Raw genomic sequence first — 18317 nt, 5'->3', positions numbered from 1 at the left:
TGGCAGCGACCGAACTTGGCGTTGTTGATTCGAGCCCACTCGAGACTCAATACTCCCTCCCAGTCAAATCCTTTTCAACTTCAATAAATTGACGCAAGAGCATGGAGCGCCAAGCCCGACTGAGGAAGCAGACGAAACCGGTGAGCGCATAGGCCTCCAACACCCGCACGAAACATCCGAAGCGCCCCGCTCCTCCGCGGTCTACGTCTCTTTGCCACCGCCCCGATCCAAGTGCCTGAGTATCACACACCTTCATCACAGCCCAGCGCAGCAAGAAAATCAAAATGGCAGTCAAAATATACACCTGAAACACCCAGGGCGACCCAACAACCAACGACAACAAACTCAAAATCTTGAAAGACATTCGGCACAACTGCGACATCCTTCTGCCTCAAGAATCCGGCGCACTGAAATATCTTTCCAAACTGGAAACAGGGCGACATCAAAAGAAGATCAAAGAGGTCATCCACACCTGTCCTGCCGGAGCACTAAACATCCGTTGCTCACCAGCAATCATCTCAAACATCAAAGGCGACAAGATCGCATCAATCCACTTGCCGTCAAACACGGGGCGAACCGCGATCGGCTTGAGCTTTGGTCGCCTCACGGTAGCGACTCTCCATGCGGTATCTGGGAAGGGAGGAGCCAGCGATGCATTCCACGCGGCCAGGAAATTGGCCGCGACCGGGACATTTATTCTTGGGGGCGACTTCAATTTCAACAATTGGCGTATCATTGCCGGACTACTTCAATCCAGGATGAAGCGGTGCGAGTTCAACATTGGCACCAAGAACAGGCCAATAACAATTAAACACCATACGCAGCCATTGCAAACTCACTCCAGCGGCGGCATCCTCGACTTCTTTGTAACAAGCAGCAATGTCAATGGATTCACACGCAGACACATCCGAATGGGGGGGGGATCACTTTCCCATCATTCTAACCTGCAAGGTGCATTGAGCTCGCGAACCACCGGTCTTTACCAATACGAAAAAGGCCGACGGCACTGTAGCCGCCGGCCTTGCTCCTCATGAATTCGACGTCAGCTCGAAGACGGGTCTCAGAGCAGGCACTTCAGCGTCGAGGGATCGCACTCGTAACCCTGGTTGCAGTACTTCAACTCGCAACATGGCTGCTTCCAGGCGCCACAGCCCGGCTTGTTCTGGGCGGAGACGTCATCCGAGACCGCATCCGCCGTGGGCGCCTGGACCTCCGCCGAAACGCCTTCCGCCGGGTCGACGTCCGCCGTCTCCGTTCCACCACAGGCCAGCGCAAGGGACAGCCCCATCACAACGAAAGCACTCTTCACGACACGCGTCAGCATCGGGAGCTCCTCTCGGTGAGTACCGCGCCTGTCTGAATATCGGAAACCGGCAACTCCTTGCAATTCAGCAAGGCAAAAAACCAGTCGCACGAAACATCACGTCGCAATGGGATTGAAGCCCGGGTGTAGAGCTTCACGGCGCCCTCATTGTCAAACCTGGGTTCAAAGCCCGTTCACGCCTGCCTCCTGGCGACCGGCGGAAGATGGGCGTACCCATCCCGGCATGAAACCGTGCAACCCGCTGCGTCTGTCATGCGTCCTCGTTGCCGTGACCCTTGCCATCGGGGCCCCCGTGGCGGCGACGCCGGCCCAGGGAGGCCAGGAGATCGCCATCTCGCACGGAGGTTCACGGCCCGTGGGGCTGGCGGAGGCCGAGCACTTCACCGGCACCGTGCACCGGCAAGCCCTCTTCGGAGCGAAACCGCCCGGGCGGACGACCGGTGGCTCCGTCACCTTCGAGCCCGGCGCCCGCACCGCGTGGCATGTCCATCCTCTGGGACAGACCCTCGTCGTCACGGGTGGCACCGGGTGGATCCAGCGCTGGGACGGTCCCGTTCAAGAGTTCCGGGAGGGCGACGTCGTGCGCATCCCCGCGGGCGTCAAGCACTGGCACGGCGCCACGCCGGCCACCCGGATGAACCACATCGCCATCCAGGAGGAGAGCGACGGCAAGGCCGTCACCTGGCTGGAGAAGGTCAGCGACGAGCAATACGCCAAGGGACCGCCTGCGTCCCAGGGAGCCATGAACATGAAGAAGGAACCTTCCGCGCTGAAGAAGCAGATGGGCGACTTCGCGCCCAAGATGGTGCAGCTCACGGATGACGTGCTGTTTGGCGACGTCTGGGAGCGCACGGAGCTCGCGCCCCGCGACCGCAGCCTCGTCACCGTCGCCGCGCTCACCATGGGCGGCAACACCGAACAGCTGCCCTTCCACCTGAAGAAGGCCCGGGAGAACGGCGTCTCGGAGCCGGAGCTCGTCGAGGCGCTCACGCACCTGGCCTTCTACTGCGGCTGGCCCAAGACCCTGTCCGCGATGAACGTCGCCAAGGAGACGTTCAAGACGCCCGCCCCCGCGAAGGACCCGTCCCAGAAGTAGAGGATCGGCGCATGCCCCACGTCACCGTGAAGCTCTACCCCGGCAAGTCCGAGCAGCAGAAGACCCAGCTCGCCGAGCGGATCGTGAAGGACGTCATGGAGGCCCTCGGCAGCGCCGAAGGCTCCATCTCCGTCGCCATCGAGGAGGTCTCCCCGACGGACTGGGCGGAGGCGGTCTACCGGCCGGAGATCGCCGGCCAGTGGGACCGCCTCTACAAGAAGCCCGGCTACAACCCGCTCAAGTAGTCTGCGGGTCGTGGCCGTTCAGCGCTCCGCGAAGGCCTTCTCCGTGACGTAGTGGCCGGCCTCTCCGGGGGTGCCTTCCCGGAAGCCGCGCTCCTCCAGCATGGTCGTCAGGTCCGAGAGCATGCCGGGGCTGCCACAGAGCATCACCCGGTCGGTCTCCGGGTTGAGCGGCGGCAGGCCCACGTCCTTGAACAGCTTCTCGCTCTGGATGAGGTCCGTGATGCGGCCCGTGTTGCGGAAGTCCTCGCGCGTGACGCTCGGGTAGTACGTGAGCTTCTGCTTCACCAGCTCCCCGAAGAACTCGTTGTGGGGCAGCTCGTGGAGGAAGAGGTCGTGGTAGGCCAGTTCCTCTGCCCGGCGGCAGGTGTGCGTGAGGATGACGCGGTCGAACTGCTCGTACATCTCCGGGTCCTTCACCAGGCTGAGGAAGGGCGCCAGGCCCGTGCCGGTGCTCAGCATGTAGAGGTTCCGGCCGGGCAGCAGGTGCTTGAGGACGAGCGTGCCGGTCGCCTTCTTGCTGACCAGTATGTTGTCGCCCTCCTTCAGGTGCTGCAGCCGGGAGGTCAGGGGTCCGCCGGGCACCTTGATGCTCAGGAACTCGAGGTGGTCGTCATAGTGCGCGCTCACCATGCTGTAGGCGCGCAGCAGCGGGCGGGCCTCGACCTCCAGGCCGATCATCGTGAACTGGCCGCTGGCGAAGCGGAAACCCGGATCCCGCGTGGTGACGAAGCTGAAGAGGGTGTCAGTCCAGTGGTGCACGCGCAGCACGGACTCCTTCATGAGACTGCTCACGGTTGTTGCTCCAGAAGAGGGCCGGCGGCGTTCTAGACCACCCGAACGCGCCAGTTAACGGGCGACGTTGTGCGACAGATTCCCCCCTCCGTACCAGAGGAAGAAGCCCGGCGGGCAGCCTTGCGCTTATCGGCGGGTTCAGGTCGCCAGGGGGGGTCCGCCGGCCAGGGCCGCCCTCCTCCGCCCGCTCGGGCGCTTCCTGCCGGGGTGGGCCCCCCCCCGAGCAGCCGCGCCTCGAGACGCCGCCTTCACGCGGGCAGCGCGCGGTCCGGCGCCGTCACGCGCTCGAACGACACGCCCAGGTTCCCGACCCGCTCGAGTCCCTCCTTGACCTCCTCCGAAACGATGAGTGCGGTCTTGAATCTCTTCGGCCTGAAGACACGCGCGCCCTCGGCCTTGGAGGGGTCGATGCGCAGGCCATGGATCCAGCGGTACTCGCCTGCGTACTCAGGAAACGGATCCTCCTCGGAGTAATGCTGAACTTCCCGGCACTTCGCCTCATCAATGCAATCAACAACCTTGACTGCATTGACAACGAAGTAGCTCATTGACTCCTCGCCCACCACCACCGGGAATATCTGCACGTCATCCGGAGCAAGTGCCCTGAAGACGTTTGCAACGGCCTCACTGACAATAGGCACCTGCTCAATCGGACTGAACACGAACGTGCGCTTCGCACCTTGATGCTCAATCAGTGACTTGATGGGCCCGGGGTCCGGAAGGAGGCGGCCCTCTCCAAACATCCAAGGCTCATCAAACTCCCCGCCGGACGCAGGCACCGGTGTCGCGACGAGCCACTGAGGCACGTCAGCCCTGTCAATCCAATAGAAGTCCCGTTCCACCCTGCCCTCCTATTTCACAAGATAGCTACGCAAATCCGAACCCCGCGTAAGCAATTCATCTGCAATCTTCGCAAGCTCATTCATCAACTTGGCCCGACAGGTCTCCGGGGTCCTGCACAGCTTGACGGCCGTCTCCAGCCGTCTCACGACCTCTGCGTGGTATCGCTCGGGATGAGGGCCTTCGTGCCCCTTGAGCCGCACCTTGTTTGCCACGTCCTCAAGTGTCATGGATGCGAGCAGGGCCCTGGAGCGCACCCATCCTCGTTCGTCCGCCGCTTCGGCTTCGCGGAACGCGACCTCCATCCGCATGTCCAGGATGAGCTGCGTGAGGGCGGACTTGAACGCGTCCTCGCTCACCTGGACCGGCTCGACGTCCACCGACTCGTGGACAACCCGCTGCCCGTTCCCGGTATCGACATGGACAACACGGGTGGTCGCGCACCCTGCCGTCAAAAGCAGCAGTGACACCACTGGAACCCATCTCATGGAATCCCCTGGCGGTTCCCCCGGAACCCCGGCGGCGCGGCATCCTGACCCCTTCAATGGGAGCCGCTCCGGCTCAGGCGGGCACCGCGCGAGACAGCGCCTGGCGCACCGCCGCGCGCACGGGCGCGGGCACCGCATCACCGGGAATGCGGCGGCACAGGGACACCGTGCGCTTGAGCGAGTCGCACGCCCCGGTACAGCGCGGGCAGCGCGACAGGTGGTCCTCCAGGCGCACGCAGGTGGCCTGATCCACTTCCTGCGCGGCGAACTCCAACAACTCCTGCGCCAGCTCCGGGCACCCCTGCGCCTGCCCCTGGGCGCCCTCCCCCATAAGCGTGGAGAGGTGCTCGCGCAGCTGGAGTCGCGCGCGGTGCAGCCGGCTCTTGAGCGCCCGCACCTCGATGCCCACCACCTGTGAGGCCTCCTCGGCCGAGAGCCCCTCCACGTCCCGGAGGATGAGCGCCTCCCGGTACGCCTCCGGCAGCGCGAGGATGGCCGCCTGCAGCACCTCCCCCATCTGCCGCGCGTGGGAGGCCATGTCCGGCGTCGCCTCCTCCGCGGCGACGTGGGCCGCCGCGGGTGAATCGAGCGGCTGGAAGTCCTCGGGCACTCCGACGCGCCGGCGGCGCAGGCGGAGGCAGTGCGTGCGAGCCACCTGGTACAACCAGGTGGAGAGCTCCGCGTCACCCCGGAACGCGTGCATGCCCCGGAAGGCCGCGAACAGCGTCTCCTGAAGCACCTCCTTGGCGTCCTCCTCCGAGCCGCACATGCGCAGGCCGAAGCGGTACACCTGCTTCTCGTGGCGGGCGAGGACTTCATCCAGGGCCTTGTCGTCGCCAGCGCGCGCGGCCTCCAGCAACTGCGCATCGGTTCGCGTCGACATCCGTTCGTCACCTCCACCTGGCCTGGCGCCGCCTCCGTGCCGGAAGTGCGCCCGGTCGCCAGGATGCATTCCCAGACGTCTTCCAGGGAAGACATAGCAGGAGCCCGGCGTCAGTGCCGGAGAGACGGGCCTCCCTGCCCCCGGTGCCCGGCCGCTACGCGCGCCCGCGGAGCATGAAATCCCAGTACAGGCGCGGCAACCCATACTTCTTGAGCAGCCACATGTCGCGGCGCTCCACGAACGTGTCGATGAGCGGGATGCTCGGCGCGGGCTTGCCGTCGTAGTCGAACTCGGCGAGCAGCATCTTCCCGTAGCCGGTCACCAGGGGGCAGGAGGCATAGCCGTTGTACCGGGCGGTGAGGGGCTTCCCCTCCATCACCGCGAGCAGGTTCTCCACGAGCACCGGGGCCTCGGCCCGGATGGCCGCGCCGGTGCGGGACGTGGGCAGGTCGCTCGCGTCCCCGAGCGCGAAGACGTTCGGGTAGTCAGGGTGTTGGAGGGTGTGCTTGTCGGCCTTGATCCAGCCCGCGTTCGGGCCCTCCTTGTGGGCGAGCGGGCTCGCCTTGATGAAGTCGGGCGCGCTCTGCGGCGGCGTGACGTGCAGCATGTCGTAGCCCAGCGTCACCCGCTCCTCCCGCCCCTCCCGCTTCACCGCGAAGACCGCCTCCCGCGGGCCGGGGCGCACCTCGACCAGGTCGTGGCCGAAGTGCGTCTCGATGCCGTAGCGCTTCACCACGCCCTCGAGCACGTCCGCGAACGGCTTCACCCCGAAGATGGCCTTGCCGGCCGAGCCGAAGACGACGCGCGACTTTCCCGCGAGCCCGCTGCGGCGCAGGTGGTCCGCCACCAGGTACATGATCTTCTGCGGCGCCCCCGCGCACTTCACCGGCGTGGCCGGGTGCGTGAACAGCGCCGTGCCACCCTGGAACGCCCGCACCATCTCCCACGTCTTCGGCGCCAGCCGGAAGTCGTAGTTGCTGGACACCCACGGCGTCTCCAGCGCCTCGCGCAGGCCCTGCACCTTGTCCCAGTCCAACTGGATTCCCGGGGCGACCACCAGGAAGTCATAGGACAGACACCGCCCACCCCGCGTGCGCACCTCCTGCCGCACCGGATCCACCTCCTCCGCCCGGTCCTGGATCCACTGCGTCCCCTTCGGGATGTAGTCGGCTTCAGGCCGCACGGTGCTCGCGATGTCCGCGGCGCCTCCTCCCACGAGCGTCCACAGCGGCTGGTAGTAGTGGTGGGCCGAGGGCTCGATGAGCGCAACGCCGTGCACGCCCTTGCGCTTCAGCCGTGCGGCGACGGTGAGCCCCGCCGTGCCTCCGCCGATGATGAGCACCCGGTGCCGCTCGGACGCGGGAGCCGGCGTGAGGGAGGGCGGATGGCCATGGGGCTGCTCCTGGGGATTGGACACGCTCTATCTCCATGCGATGGGTCTGCAGGTATGAGCCAGGGCAGGACGAATAGGATTCACCCCCGGGGCCCGATTGTCCGGCGGGCCGTGAAGCCCGGGGCTACGGAGCGGGCGTCGCGCCCAGGCGTGGCGTCCCCGCGCTCGCACCGCGCCGCGTTTGCAGCACCTGGGCCAGGTACATGCCGGCGAACATGGCGGGCACGAAGACGAGCACCCCCGAAGCGCCGCTGGCCAGCGAGGTGAGCGCCGGACCGGGGCAGTAGCCGCCCAGCCCCCAGCCCACCCCAAAGAGGGCCGAGCCCACGAGCAGCTTCCGGTCCAGCCTGCTGACGGAGAAGGTGGGGAACTTCGCGGCGAACAGGGGCCGCTCGCGCTGGTGGATGAGGGGCCGCAGCGCCGCGTGCACGGCGACGGCGCCGCCCATCACGAACGCGAGCCGGAAGTCCCAGTCGCCCGCGATGTCGAGGAAGCCGAGGACGTTGGCCGGGTCCGTCATCCCGCCGAGGCCCAGGCCGAGGGCGAAGAGGAGGCCGCTGAGGAATGCACTGAGGTTGGGACGCATGGGAGCGCTTTCTCTAGAGGACATGGCGGACCAGGAAGACGGTGAGGACGCCGGTGGCCATGAAGGTGAGCGTGGCCGCGATGGAGCGGGCCGAGCCCCGGCTGATGCCGCAGACGCCGTGCCCGCTGGTGCAGCCGTTGCCCAGCCGCGAGCCGAACCCCACCAGCAGTCCGGCCACCACCAGCAGCGAGGCGCCGCCCGCGCTCAAGGACGTGGGGGCCGGGAAGGAGCCAGGGCGCAGCCACGCCAGCAGCAGGCCCCCGGTGAGCAGGCCGGCGAGGAAGAGCACGCGCCAGGCGATGTCGCCGCGCACGGGGGCCAGCAGCGAGCCCACCACGCCGCTGATGCCGGCCACCCGGCCGTTGGCCAGGAGAAGGAGGGAGGCGCTCAGCCCGATGAGCGCCCCACCCAGGAGGGGAAGGAGGATGGAGGAAGTCATGTCCCGTGAGAGCCAGGGTCCGGGGAAGAGGATTCAGCCCGGGGTCCTGCCGCGGGAGGTCCGTTCAAGGCGATGGGGCACGCCCCCGCGCGCCCGGCCGCCACGCTCAGCCTCCGCACGCCGCATCCTGAACGGGGAAGGCCTGAATCCTTTTTCCCGTCCCCCGGCTCTCATGGACAGGAGGCAACGACATGATTTTCCGCCAGCTTTTTGACCCAGAGTCCTCGACGTACACCTATCTCCTCGGTGACGAAGCGACGCGGCAGGCCGTCCTCATCGACCCGGTGCTCGAGCAGGTCGACCGGGACCTGCGGCTGGTGGGCGAGCTGGGCCTCACCCTCACCCACGTCTTCGATACCCACGTGCACGCGGACCACGTCACCGCGTCCGGCGTGCTGCGCGAGCGTACGCGGGCCACGGTGGTGGGGGGCGTGGGAGGAGCCGCCTGCGCCAACGTCCAGGTGCGCCACGGGGACGAAGTGCGCGTCGGCCAGCTCGTCTTCCAGGTGCTCGCCACGCCGGGCCACACGGACGACAGCGTCAGCTACCTGCTGGGCGACCGCGTCTTCACCGGGGACGCGCTGCTCGTGCGAGGCAACGGCCGCACCGACTTCCAGAACGGGAACGCGAGCCAGCTCTACGACAGCCTCACCCGCGTCCTCTTCCGACTGCCGGATGAAACGCTCGTCTACCCCGCGCACGACTACCACGGCCACACGGTGACGAGCATCGGCGAGGAGCAGCGGCACAACCCGCGCGTCGCGGGCAAGAGCCGGGAGGAGTTCATGGCCATCATGGAGAACCTCCACCTGCCCCGGCCCGGGAAGATCGACCTGGCCGTCCCAGCCAACCGCGCCTGTGGGCACACGGCGCCATCACCGCAGGGGGCCTGAGTCCCCTGCCCTTTCAATAGGAGCAAGCCATGACACCCCACCCCTATCAGGACCTCACGCCCTCGCAGCTCGACACGCTCGGCCCCGAGGTGCGGCGCATCGACGTGCGCGAATCGGATGAGTTCACCGGGCCCCTGGGCCACCTTCCCGGCGCGGAGCTCGTCCCGCTGGGCACGCTGGAGGCGGCGGCCGCGTCGTGGCCGCGGGAACAACCGCTGCTGCTCATCTGCCGCTCGGGCGGCCGCTCCGCGAAGGCGGCGCAGGCGCTCGCCCGCGGCGGCTTCCAACACCTCTACAACCTGGCGGGCGGGATGCTCGCCGTACGCGAGCCCCAGGGCTGAAAGCGCGCACCGCGCCGGAAACGGACCCCATGCCCATCCTCGGCTTCTCCCTCGCGGCACTGATTGGCCTGTCGCTCGGCCTGCTCGGCGGCGGCGGCTCCATCATCACCGTGCCCATCCTCGTGTACGTCCTGGGCTTCGGGGCCAAGGAGTCCATCGCCATGGGGCTGGCCGTGGTGGGCGTCACCAGCCTCTTCGGCGCGGCAGGCCACTGGCGCAAGGGCAACGTGCAGCTCCGGGCGGCCCTCGTCTTCGGGGCGGTGGCCATGGTGGGCACCTACGCGGGGGCGCGTCTGTCCGTCTTCGTCTCGGGCGCCTTGCAGCTGCTGCTCTTCGCCACGGTGATGCTCGTGGCCGCCTTCTTCATGTTCCGCAACGGCCGCAAGGAGGCCGCGCTCGCCGCGCGAAAGGAGTCCGCGCCCGTGCCCGAGCCCCGCAAGGCATCCTTCCCCGTCATGGCCCTGGCCGCCCTCGGCGTGGGTGGGCTCACGGGGCTCGTCGGGGTGGGCGGCGGATTCCTCATCGTCCCGGCGCTGGTGCTCCTGGTGGGCCTCCCGATGAAGCAGGCGGTGGGCACGAGCCTGCTCGTCATCGCCCTCAACTCCTTCGTGGGTTTCGCCGGCTACCTGGGCCACGTCGAGGTGCCCTGGCTCTATCTGGGCATCTTCACGGCCATCGCCGTGGCCGGAATCCTCCTGGGCACCTGGGCGTCCCACTACGTCTCGCAGGCGGCGCTCAAGCGGGCCTTCTCCGTCTTCCTCGTCGTGATGGGTGTCTTCATCTTCTTCAAGAACCGGGAAGCACTGACGTCACCGGGCGGAGCGCACGCGGCCCCGGTCGCACCGCACGCACGCTGAGCGGCTCCGGCCGGCGGGTGGCGCTCGCGGAGACAACTCATCGGCCAGCGACACCCGCCGTGCCGCGTCCCGGGCTCGCGGCGACAACCGAAGCCCTGGAGCGCGAAAACGAAAAAGGCCGGCTGCCACAGGGGCAACCGGCCTTTCTCTTCTTGGAGCCGACATCCGGATTTGAACCGGAGACCTACTGATTACGAATCAGTTGCTCTACCAACTGAGCTATGTCGGCGCACCGAAAGCGGCGCCTAAGTACCATCCGCATCCGGACCCGGCAAGGAGTTTCTCCGGGGATTCTCAAGGCCCCGCACGCCCGCCCGCTCCCATCCCCCAGAAGCCCTGACATTGATGACACGGTGCATCCGGTGGGGTGACACACCGCGTCGGCTAAGCCCGCGACTTTTCTCCATAATTTGGAGAAATGGCCTACCGCCAGACTGGTTGAATCCCCGTGGCGGCTGTGCTCATAAGGGCGCCGCTTTCCCCAGTGGCCCCCATCCGGGTGGGCCCTCAAGGAGCACGTTCCATCATGGCCAGCGAAGAGACTTTCATGCGCGCCCCGGCCCCTACGCCCAAGCGCACCATCTACACGGAGGCGATGGAGATCTTCAATTACGCGGCGGATCTCATCGGCCTGGACAAGCGGGTGCGTCTGGAGCTCGAAGAGCCCGACTACGAGCACATCTTCTACGTCACCGCGAAGCTCAAGGACCGGCTCGTGCCGCTGTCCGCCGAGGCGGCGAAGTCCTTCGCCGACCTGTCCGTCACCCAGGTGCGCAACCCCGAAGGCCTGGAGCGCCTGGCCAACGGCAACCTCATCCTGAACGGCCGCGCCCTGCTGGGCTCCGACGTGGCCATCCGCCACGGCCACCTGCGGCTGCCGGACGGGCTGGTGTACCAGCTGGTCCCCGGTGAGTCGCAGCGCTTCAAGGCCTACCGCGTCCAGCACAACCAGGCCCGTGGCCCCTACAAGGGCGGCCTGCGCTACCACCGCGAGGTGTCCCTGGATCTCTTCAAGGCGCTCGCCGCGGAGATGACCTGGAAGACCGCCATCGCGGAGGTTCCGTTCGGCGGCGGCAAGGGCGGCATCCAGCTGGATCCGCGCGAGTACGGCCGCGAGGAGATCGAGGCCATCACCCTGCGCTTCATGTACCGGCTCAAGAGCCTCATCGGGCCGAACATCGACATCCCGGCGCCGGACGTGGGCACCAACCCGGAGATCATGGCGCTCCTCTACCGCCAGTTCTCCGACGGTGAGCGCGAGCGCCACAACCTGCGCGGCATCGTCACCGGCAAGGACGTGCGCATCGGCGGTTCCGAAGGCCGCGGCAAGGCCACCGGCCAGGGCGTCGCGTTCTGCATCGAGGACTACTACGCCGACCGCGGCGAGAGCGTGAAGGGCAAGACCTTCGTCATCCAGGGCTTCGGCAACGTGGGCAGCCACGCCGCCATCATCCTGGGGAACATGGGCGCGCGCCTGCTCGCGGTGAACGACGCCGACGGCTCCATCTTCAACGGCGACGGCATCGACGTGAACGCGCTGGCCGCCTACGTGGCGGACCCCAAGAACCTCAAGCGCTCCGTCGTGGGCTTCCCCGGCGCCCAGCGCATCGAGAAGAAGGACCTCTGGGACGTGCAGGCGGACATCCTCGTCCCCGCCGCCCTGGGTGGTGAAATCACCGCGGACGTCGCGGAGCGCCTCAAGGTGAAGCTCATCGCGGAAGGCGCCAACGGCCCCACCACCCCGGAGGCCGACCGCGTCCTGCAGAAGCGCGGCATCGAGCTCATCCCGGACATCATCGCCAACGCCGGCGGCGTGACGGTGTCCTACTACGAGTGGATCCAGAACAAGCGCATGGAGCGCTGGAGCGAGGCGGAAGTCGATCAGCGCCTCGAGCGCGCCATGAAGCGCAACTACCGCATCATCCGGGACATCTCGCGCAACCAGCCGCGCAAGACGGAGATGCACGACAGCCGCCCGTACTGCATCGGGAAGGCGGTGGACAGCCGCTGCGCCGCGATGATCCTCGCGCTCAAGCGCATCGAGGCCCACTACCTCCTCGAGGGCTTCTCGCAGTAACCGGCCCCAAGCCGTCTCCTGCGTCGCCCCCCGGGGCACGGTGTCTTCCCGCTTCAATGGGGGAAGGGCCGTGCCCCGTGGTGTTTCAGTGCATCACCCGCTCGCGGTCCACCAGGAGCAGCGGCGCGTCGTCCAGGGTCTCGTAGGCCACGATGCGCAGGCCCACGCCGCGGCTGTTGCCGGGCCGCCCGTCCTTGCGGCCAAAGGCCAGCGCCACCTGGTAGCGGACCTCGCACAGGCACGTCATCTCCGTGCCGTCCTCGCCCGCGAACGTCACCTTCAGCTTCTCGCCCAGACCCAGCGAGTCGCGCACCTCGATGAACATGCCCCGCGCGCTGATGTTGCGGCCGATGCCCCGCATCATCCCGTCCTGGGTGGACAGGTACACGGTAAAAATCTTGTCGAAGCGCAGATTGGAGCGGCGTTCCTGGGGCTGCGTGTTCATTCGGGGAGGGCTCCGAAACAGGTGGGGACAGGGGCAAACTACACGGTAGCCAGATGTAGGCAAATAATCACCTACATCCACCCTGACGCACCATGGCGCACCATGTCCCGGTTCACGGGAAAGCGCTGCCCCCGGCGCGGCTGGAGTGGCACCATCCCCGGGCTGCCCTTCCCCCCTTTTTTCCGGAGTTTCCCGCCGTGAATCGCATCCTGGCCGCCGCCTTCGCCCTCCTTGTGCCCACGCTCGCCCTGGCCGACGTCGACTCACGCTTCGCGAAGCTGCGTGACGAGTCCGAGCCCCTGGGCGGGCTGGGGGCCTTCCTGGAGAAGTACGTGGGCGAGTGTGACGGGGCGCTCGTGGATCCGCAGTGCAAGCAGCAGGCGGAGGCCTTCCGCAAGAAGTACACGGGCAAGCGCCTGTACATGATCGTCACCGAGGACGACGCGGGCATGGTGTCCCCCGGTGACTTCAACCCCGGCACCAACGAGTACACCATCAACATCACGCCCTTCTTCTCGGGCGGGAAGTACGGGCTCTGCCACGGGGCGCCGAAGAAGACGGACGCGCAGGGCAACCCGGTGATGAACTACCTCACGGTGAGCGGCACTGCGCCGGACATGTGGAACGGCGGCACGTTCAACCGCATGTTCATGGCTCGGGGCGTGCGCGCGCAGGTCGTCTTCACGCCGCAGTCGGTGTGGACGCTGCCCAAGAAGGGCGGCGGGAAGAACTACGGCGTCAACGCCCGCATCGAGGCCGTCCTCGTCACCGAGGGCCGCACCGGCAACCAGTTGGGGCTGTGGCTCAACGGCAAGGACGCGGGCGGCAAGTAGCGCGCCCGCCTTCGGAGCCGGATCAGCGGGCGATGGCGATGTACTGGAGCGCGTCGCCCCGCTGGACGCGCAGGAGGATGCTGGCCCCGGCGCTGCCCCGCTCCAGGGCGGCCTTCACCGCGGCGGCGTCCTTCACGCGGCGGCGGTTCACCTCCATGACGACGTCGCCCGCGCGCAGTCCGGCCTGCTCCGCCGGGCTGCGCGGCACCACGCCGGACACGAGCGCGCCCAGGAAGGCCTCGTAGCCCAGGGGCGCGGCCACCTCCGGCGTTAGATCCCGCAGCACCAGCCCCAGGTCGTTCGCGCTGCTGCCGCCCCGGTTGGAGAGCCCTTCCGTGGCCTCCTGCGCGGGCCGGGCGACGAGCCGCACCGCCACCTCCTGGGTGCCGCCGTCGCGAAGCAGCGTCAGCTTCGCCTCCGTGCCCGGGGCCAGCAGCGCCACCTTGCGCAAGAGCTGGAGGTAGCTGCCGATGGGCCGGCCGTTCACCGCCACCAGCCGGTCCCCGGGGCGGATGTGAGCCTGGGCGGCGGGGCTGCCCCGGTAGACGTCCTTCACCACCGGCGCCGTGGCGGTGGGGTCCGCGCCGTCCTCGTTGATGACGACGCCCAGCCAGCCGCGCTCCAGCTTCCCGTTCTCCCGCAGGTTGGGCAGCAGGTCCTTCACCAGGTTGATGGGAACCGCGAAGCCGATGCCCTGCCCTTCGCTGATGATGGCGGTGTTCACGCCAATCACCTCGCCCTTCATGTTGAAGAGCGGGCCGCCGGAGTTGCCGGGGTTGATCAGCGCGTCCGTCTGGATGAAGTCGTCGAACTGGCCCACGCCCAGCACGCGCTCCTTCGCCGAAATCATCCCGTGCGCCACCGAGTGGTCCAGGCCGAACGGGTTGCCAATGGCCACCACCCAGTCCCCCACCTCCAGCGCGTCGGAGTCGCCCAGGAACACCGCGGGCAGCGTCCCCAGCCCCGCGCCGTTCAGCTTCAGGAGCGCCACGTCCGTGGAGGCGTCGCGGCCCACCACCTCCGCGGGGAACTCGCGGCCGTCCGCCAGCCGCACGGACACCTGCTGCACCGGCACCTCGCGGGGGCCGTCCCTGGCCGGCGTGACGCCGGAGCCGGTGGGGTTCACCGCCGGGCCCTGCGCGTTGGCCACCACGTGGTTGTTGGTGACGACGAGCCCGTCGGGCGTCAGCACGAAGCCGGAGCCGGTGGAGCGCTTCACCGCGCCCGCCACCGCGCCGGGCCCCACCGTGGTGATGTTCACCACGCCCGCCTCCACCGCGCGGATCAGCGGCGCCAGCGACGTGGGGGGCGTGAAGTGGGGCAGGCCCGCGTAGCCCGCGGGGCGCTCACGCCACAGCGAGGCCACGCCCGCGGTGGCCGGGGCGTCCGCCGGCGCGGGCGTCGGGGAAGCAAAGGAGGCCAGGTGCTCGCGAACCCGGGCCTGGAGCCAGGGCTTGAGCGGATCCTCGGCGGCTCCCGCCACCGGGGCGAGCGCCACCGCGCAAAGGACGCTGAACAGTCGGACGGACACGGGGTGGCAGCTTACACGGCGGGCCATGGCGTCAGGGCCCAACAGACCGGTGGCCTCCACCCTTCCCGGCCCGCGACGCCCGGGGGGTCGCGGGCCCCGAGGGGACTCTCAAGCCTGGGCCGGGGCCACGTACCGGGCCACCTTCACCCGGGCGGGGCGGATGATGCGGTCCTTCAGGCGGTAGCCCGCGCGGAACTCGGCGACCACCTTCTGGTCGTCCGCGGGGACGGGCGTCACTTCCATGTCCGCCGCCTCGGCGACGTTCGGATCGTAGGGGCGCCCCACCACCTGGATGCGCTCGATGCCGGTGGCCTGGGCCTTGGACAGCAGGCTGTCGCGGATCATCCGCACGCCCTGCACCACGGGGGACGCGTCCTGCGGGCTGGCGTTCAGCACCAGGTCCAGCTCGTCGATGGCCTCCAGCAGCGTGCTGGCCACGTTGCCACGCTCCACGTCGAGCATGCGCTCACGCTCGCGGGTGATGCGCTGCTTGAACTCCTCGCGGTCCTTGGTGAGGTCCTGGAGCCCCCGGGCCAGCTCGTTCACCCGGCGGCGCGCCGCCTCCAGCTCCGCCTGGAGCCGCGCCACCTCGCCATCCTGGGTGGCCTCGGCCTGCGTGTCGGAGTCAGCCGCCTCCGCCTGCGTATCGGCGGGGGCCTGCGTCTCCGGGGTTTCGTCGCTGCGGGGATTGCCGTCCATTGTCGAACCTGCGCCAGGGGTTGGAAGAAGCGGACCTCGATGAACGGCGCGAACGTAACCGCGAGGACGGTCCTGTCAACGCGCCTAGTGGTTGGACGGGGCCTGGGGCGGCGCTTCCGCCATGAAGCCGTGATCCACCTGCCCGGTCACCTCGTCGATGATCTCCACCTGCGCGGCGCGAAGGGAGTAGTAGAGGAGCCACCGCTCGGCGGCCGTCAGAGTCCCCGCGGGCAGCGCCTCCTCGATCTCCTGCACCGTGAGCCGGCCGTCCTTCAGGCCCTTGGCGAACAACGCTTTCCGCGCGACGTAGCTCTTTCCAATGCGGTTCTCCACGGCGACGCCTCCTTGTCGTTGGAAAGTAATTTCGCCCACCGGTCACCGCAGGCTGGCGGTGGATCCGGTGGGCGAAGGGCTGCCCGGAGGGCAGGCAGGCACACGCTACGAGTCGAGCTTGCCCTCGGCGTGCTGCGTGGGTGGCACCGGCGGCTCGGACTCCGTGCCCCCCACGGGGTGCGCGGAGATGACCGTGCGCGCCTCCGGGTGGAGCAGGCCGCGCTGCGCCTGCACCTTGGGCCCCAGGATGGTGATCATCGCCTCCTCCTCGATGACCTCCGTCGCCAGGAGCCGCGCCGCCAGCGCCTCCACCTTCTCGCGGTTCGTGTGGAGGACGTCCCGGGCGCGGTCCAACGCCTCGGAGACCATCTTGCGGACCTCCTCGTCGATCATCCGCGCCGTCTGCTCGGAGTAGCTGCGCGACTCCGGCAGGCCCGCGGACCGCAGGAAGCCCGGCCCCTGCTCACCGCTCAGCGCCACCGGCCCCAGCGTGCTCATGCCGTAGTCGCGGACCATCATCTTGGCGATCTCCGTCGCCTGCTTGATGTCGTTGGACGCGCCGGTGGACACCTCTCCGATGAAGATCTCCTCCGCCGCGCGGCCGCCCATCATGCCCGCCATCTTGTCGCGCAGCTCGTCCAGCGACATGAGGTAGCGGTCCTCCAGAGGCAGCGACATGGTGTAGCCCAGCGCCGCCAGGCCGCGCGGGATGATGGACACCTTCGTCACCCGCTCCGCGTAGGGCAGCATCCAGCCCACCACCGCGTGGCCCGCCTCGTGGTGCGCGACGATCTCCTTCTCGCGCTCGTTCATGCGGCGGTTCTTCTTCTCCAGGCCCGCCACCACGCGCTCGATGGCCTCCTCGAAGTCCGCCCGCATCACCGCGTCGCGGTTCTTGCGCGCGGCGAGCAGCGCCGCCTCGTTCACCACGTTGGCCAGGTCCGCGCCGGCGAAGCCCGGCGTGCGCGAGGCAATCACCTTGAGGTCCACGTCCTGGGCCAGCTTCACGCCCTTGGCGTGGATCTCCAGCACCCGCTCGCGGCCGCGCTTGTCCGGGCGGTCCACCAGCACCTGCCGGTCGAAGCGGCCCGGGCGCATCAGCGCGCTGTCCAGGATCTCCGGACGGTTCGTCGCCGCCAGGATGATGAGGCCCGCGCGGCTGTCGAAGCCGTCCATCTCCGCGAGCAGCTGGTTGAGCGTCTGCTCGCGCTCGTCGTGACCGCCGGCCACGCCCGAGTTGCGGCTCTTGCCGATGGCGTCCAGCTCGTCGATGAAGATGATGCACGGCGCCTTCGCGGTGGCCTGGGCGAAGAGGTCGCGGACGCGGGCCGCGCCCACGCCGACGAACATCTCCACGAACTCCGAACCGGAGAGGTTGAAGAAGGGCACGCCCGCTTCACCCGCCACGGCCCGCGCCAGCAGCGTCTTGCCCGTGCCCGGAGGCCCCACGAGCAGCACGCCCTTGGGGATGCGGCCGCCCAAGCGGCGGAACTTCTCCGGCGTCTTGAGGAACTCGACGATTTCGCGGAGCTCCTCCACGGCCTCGTCCACGCCGGCCACGTCCTTGAAGCCCACGCCGGTGTCGGACTCCGCCTGCACCTTCGCGCGCGTCTTGCCAAAGGACATGACGCTCTGCGGGCCCTGGCCCATGCCGCCGGACATCCGGCGCATCATGAAGCTCCAGAAGAGGATGAGCAGGCCCATCGGGATGAGCCAGATCCACAGCACCTCGCTGAAGCTGGACTGCGGCACGGCCTCGAACTGGATGCCCTTCTGCTCAAGCAGGGGCACCAGGCCCTCGTCACCGGGGACGCGGTAGGCCATCCACGGCAGGGCGCTGGGCTCGCTGCGCAGCGTGCCTCGCTCGCCCGGAGGGGGCTGGGCGTTCTCCTTGAGGAAGCCCTTCACCCACTCGTTTGAAATCTGGACACGGCTGAACTGGTTGTTCTCCACCGCGTCGCGCAGTTGGCTGTACGACACCCGGCGCACGCCCGCGTCCTGAAACACGTTCCGGAACAGCAGGAACCCCAGGACGAGCAGGAGGATGTAGCCCAGTGGTGAGCCGAACTTGAACCCACCTTTCGTGGGTGTTGGCTTGTCGCTCTTCTTTCCGCGCGGGCCCATCCCCGGCGGCAGGTCCTGTGGCTTCATCGTCGGCACGCTCGCCCTCCCCCTCCCCCGTACACACCGACACCATGTCGTGTGACGGTTCCCTCAGCCGG

At 68.1% G+C, this 18317-nt stretch carries 22 protein-coding genes and 1 tRNA gene; 7 read left to right on the top strand and 16 right to left on the bottom strand.

Annotation, left to right across the window (positions count from 1 at the left end; translation table 11 throughout):
- Positions 1-46 precede the first annotated feature (46 nt).
- The 3 genes from D7X30_RS10350 to D7X30_RS10345 form a co-directional block, all read right to left on the bottom strand.
- Entirely contained in the window at positions 47-364 is a 318-nt protein-coding gene (locus tag D7X30_RS10350; protein ID WP_147443152.1) for a hypothetical protein, read from the bottom strand.
- Between the two features lie 78 nt (positions 365-442).
- Positions 443-607: a hypothetical protein gene (locus tag D7X30_RS42750; protein WP_233591502.1), complete on the bottom strand. Its 165-nt coding sequence runs from the start codon at positions 605-607 to the stop codon at positions 443-445.
- Between the two features lie 453 nt (positions 608-1060).
- A complete protein-coding gene (locus tag D7X30_RS10345) occupies positions 1061-1324 on the bottom strand; it encodes a hypothetical protein (RefSeq protein WP_120562727.1) in 264 nt (87 codons plus the stop codon).
- A gap of 268 nt (positions 1325-1592) precedes the next feature.
- On the opposite strand from D7X30_RS10345, the gene D7X30_RS10340 reads away from it, so the two are divergent.
- A complete protein-coding gene (locus tag D7X30_RS10340) occupies positions 1593-2420 on the top strand; it encodes a carboxymuconolactone decarboxylase family protein (RefSeq protein WP_233591501.1) in 828 nt (275 codons plus the stop codon).
- 11 nt (positions 2421-2431) lie between these two features.
- Positions 2432-2665 (top strand): tautomerase family protein, encoded by a 234-nt coding sequence (locus D7X30_RS10335; protein ID WP_120562726.1) that lies wholly within the window; start codon positions 2432-2434, stop codon positions 2663-2665.
- An 18-nt stretch (positions 2666-2683) separates the two neighbouring features.
- Here the strand turns inward: D7X30_RS10335 and D7X30_RS10330 are convergent, their stop codons facing one another.
- From D7X30_RS10330 to D7X30_RS10300, 7 genes are all read right to left on the bottom strand, one after another.
- The gene (locus D7X30_RS10330; RefSeq protein WP_199724238.1) at positions 2684-3457 is read right to left on the bottom strand and encodes a ferredoxin--NADP reductase; all 774 of its coding nucleotides are present in this window, start codon (positions 3455-3457) and stop codon (positions 2684-2686) included.
- A 248-nt stretch (positions 3458-3705) separates the two neighbouring features.
- Positions 3706-4299 carry an imm11 family protein gene (locus D7X30_RS10325; RefSeq protein WP_199724237.1) on the bottom strand — a complete coding sequence of 198 codons (594 nt, stop codon included), beginning with the start codon at positions 4297-4299 and terminating at the stop codon, positions 3706-3708.
- Between the two features lie 9 nt (positions 4300-4308).
- The gene (locus D7X30_RS10320; RefSeq protein WP_233591500.1) at positions 4309-4767 is read right to left on the bottom strand and encodes an AHH domain-containing protein; all 459 of its coding nucleotides are present in this window, start codon (positions 4765-4767) and stop codon (positions 4309-4311) included.
- 91 nt (positions 4768-4858) lie between these two features.
- Positions 4859-5668: a sigma-70 family RNA polymerase sigma factor gene (locus D7X30_RS10315; RefSeq protein ID WP_120562723.1), complete on the bottom strand. Its 810-nt coding sequence runs from the start codon at positions 5666-5668 to the stop codon at positions 4859-4861.
- Between the two features lie 154 nt (positions 5669-5822).
- Positions 5823-7085 carry an FAD/NAD(P)-binding oxidoreductase gene (locus tag D7X30_RS10310; RefSeq protein ID WP_120562722.1) on the bottom strand — a complete coding sequence of 421 codons (1263 nt, stop codon included), beginning with the start codon at positions 7083-7085 and terminating at the stop codon, positions 5823-5825.
- Positions 7086-7185: 100 nt separating this feature from the next.
- Positions 7186-7647 (bottom strand): DUF6691 family protein, encoded by a 462-nt coding sequence (locus D7X30_RS10305; protein WP_120562721.1) that lies wholly within the window; start codon positions 7645-7647, stop codon positions 7186-7188.
- 13 nt (positions 7648-7660) lie between these two features.
- A complete protein-coding gene (locus D7X30_RS10300; protein ID WP_120562720.1) occupies positions 7661-8086 on the bottom strand; it encodes a YeeE/YedE family protein in 426 nt (141 codons plus the stop codon).
- 191 nt (positions 8087-8277) lie between these two features.
- On the opposite strand from D7X30_RS10300, the gene D7X30_RS10295 reads away from it, so the two are divergent.
- The 3 genes from D7X30_RS10295 to D7X30_RS10285 are packed head-to-tail and all read left to right on the top strand — an operon-like array spanning position 8278 to position 10177.
- On the top strand, positions 8278-8979 hold the full coding sequence (locus D7X30_RS10295; RefSeq protein ID WP_120562719.1) for an MBL fold metallo-hydrolase: 702 nt from the start codon (positions 8278-8280) through the stop codon (positions 8977-8979).
- A 29-nt stretch (positions 8980-9008) separates the two neighbouring features.
- Positions 9009-9320 carry a rhodanese-like domain-containing protein gene (locus D7X30_RS10290; protein ID WP_120562718.1) on the top strand — a complete coding sequence of 104 codons (312 nt, stop codon included), beginning with the start codon at positions 9009-9011 and terminating at the stop codon, positions 9318-9320.
- A 29-nt stretch (positions 9321-9349) separates the two neighbouring features.
- Positions 9350-10177: a sulfite exporter TauE/SafE family protein gene (locus D7X30_RS10285; RefSeq protein WP_120562717.1), complete on the top strand. Its 828-nt coding sequence runs from the start codon at positions 9350-9352 to the stop codon at positions 10175-10177.
- 153 nt (positions 10178-10330) lie between these two features.
- Here D7X30_RS10285 and D7X30_RS10280 read toward each other — a convergent pair.
- Positions 10331-10406, bottom strand: a tRNA-Thr gene (locus D7X30_RS10280).
- 297 nt (positions 10407-10703) lie between these two features.
- On the opposite strand from D7X30_RS10280, the gene D7X30_RS10275 reads away from it, so the two are divergent.
- Positions 10704-12254 (top strand): Glu/Leu/Phe/Val dehydrogenase, encoded by a 1551-nt coding sequence (locus tag D7X30_RS10275; protein ID WP_120562716.1) that lies wholly within the window; start codon positions 10704-10706, stop codon positions 12252-12254.
- An 85-nt stretch (positions 12255-12339) separates the two neighbouring features.
- Here the strand turns inward: D7X30_RS10275 and D7X30_RS10270 are convergent, their stop codons facing one another.
- Positions 12340-12699 carry a PilZ domain-containing protein gene (locus tag D7X30_RS10270; protein ID WP_120555309.1) on the bottom strand — a complete coding sequence of 120 codons (360 nt, stop codon included), beginning with the start codon at positions 12697-12699 and terminating at the stop codon, positions 12340-12342.
- Positions 12700-12896: 197 nt separating this feature from the next.
- On the opposite strand from D7X30_RS10270, the gene D7X30_RS10265 reads away from it, so the two are divergent.
- On the top strand, positions 12897-13532 hold the full coding sequence (locus D7X30_RS10265; protein ID WP_120562715.1) for a DUF6066 family protein: 636 nt from the start codon (positions 12897-12899) through the stop codon (positions 13530-13532).
- A gap of 22 nt (positions 13533-13554) precedes the next feature.
- Here the strand turns inward: D7X30_RS10265 and D7X30_RS10260 are convergent, their stop codons facing one another.
- From D7X30_RS10260 to ftsH, 4 genes are all read right to left on the bottom strand, one after another.
- Positions 13555-15090, bottom strand: coding sequence for a trypsin-like peptidase domain-containing protein (locus tag D7X30_RS10260; protein WP_199724236.1), 1536 nt, complete (start codon positions 15088-15090; stop codon positions 13555-13557).
- A gap of 81 nt (positions 15091-15171) precedes the next feature.
- Positions 15172-15762, bottom strand: coding sequence for a nucleotide exchange factor GrpE (locus tag D7X30_RS10255; RefSeq protein WP_120562713.1), 591 nt, complete (start codon positions 15760-15762; stop codon positions 15172-15174).
- Between the two features lie 84 nt (positions 15763-15846).
- On the bottom strand, positions 15847-16095 hold the full coding sequence (locus D7X30_RS10250; RefSeq protein WP_014396380.1) for an RNA polymerase sigma factor region1.1 domain-containing protein: 249 nt from the start codon (positions 16093-16095) through the stop codon (positions 15847-15849).
- A 105-nt stretch (positions 16096-16200) separates the two neighbouring features.
- Positions 16201-18246 carry an ATP-dependent zinc metalloprotease FtsH gene (gene ftsH, locus D7X30_RS10245; protein ID WP_370038138.1) on the bottom strand — a complete coding sequence of 682 codons (2046 nt, stop codon included), beginning with the start codon at positions 18244-18246 and terminating at the stop codon, positions 16201-16203.
- Between the last annotated feature and the right edge of the window lie 71 nt (positions 18247-18317).

This window comes from Corallococcus sp. AB011P, assembly GCF_003611605.1.
GTDB classification, from domain to species: Bacteria; Myxococcota; Myxococcia; order Myxococcales; family Myxococcaceae; genus Corallococcus; species Corallococcus coralloides.
The sequence above is the reverse complement of the archived record's forward strand: the minus strand, read 5'-3'. Positions and strand labels throughout refer to the sequence as shown.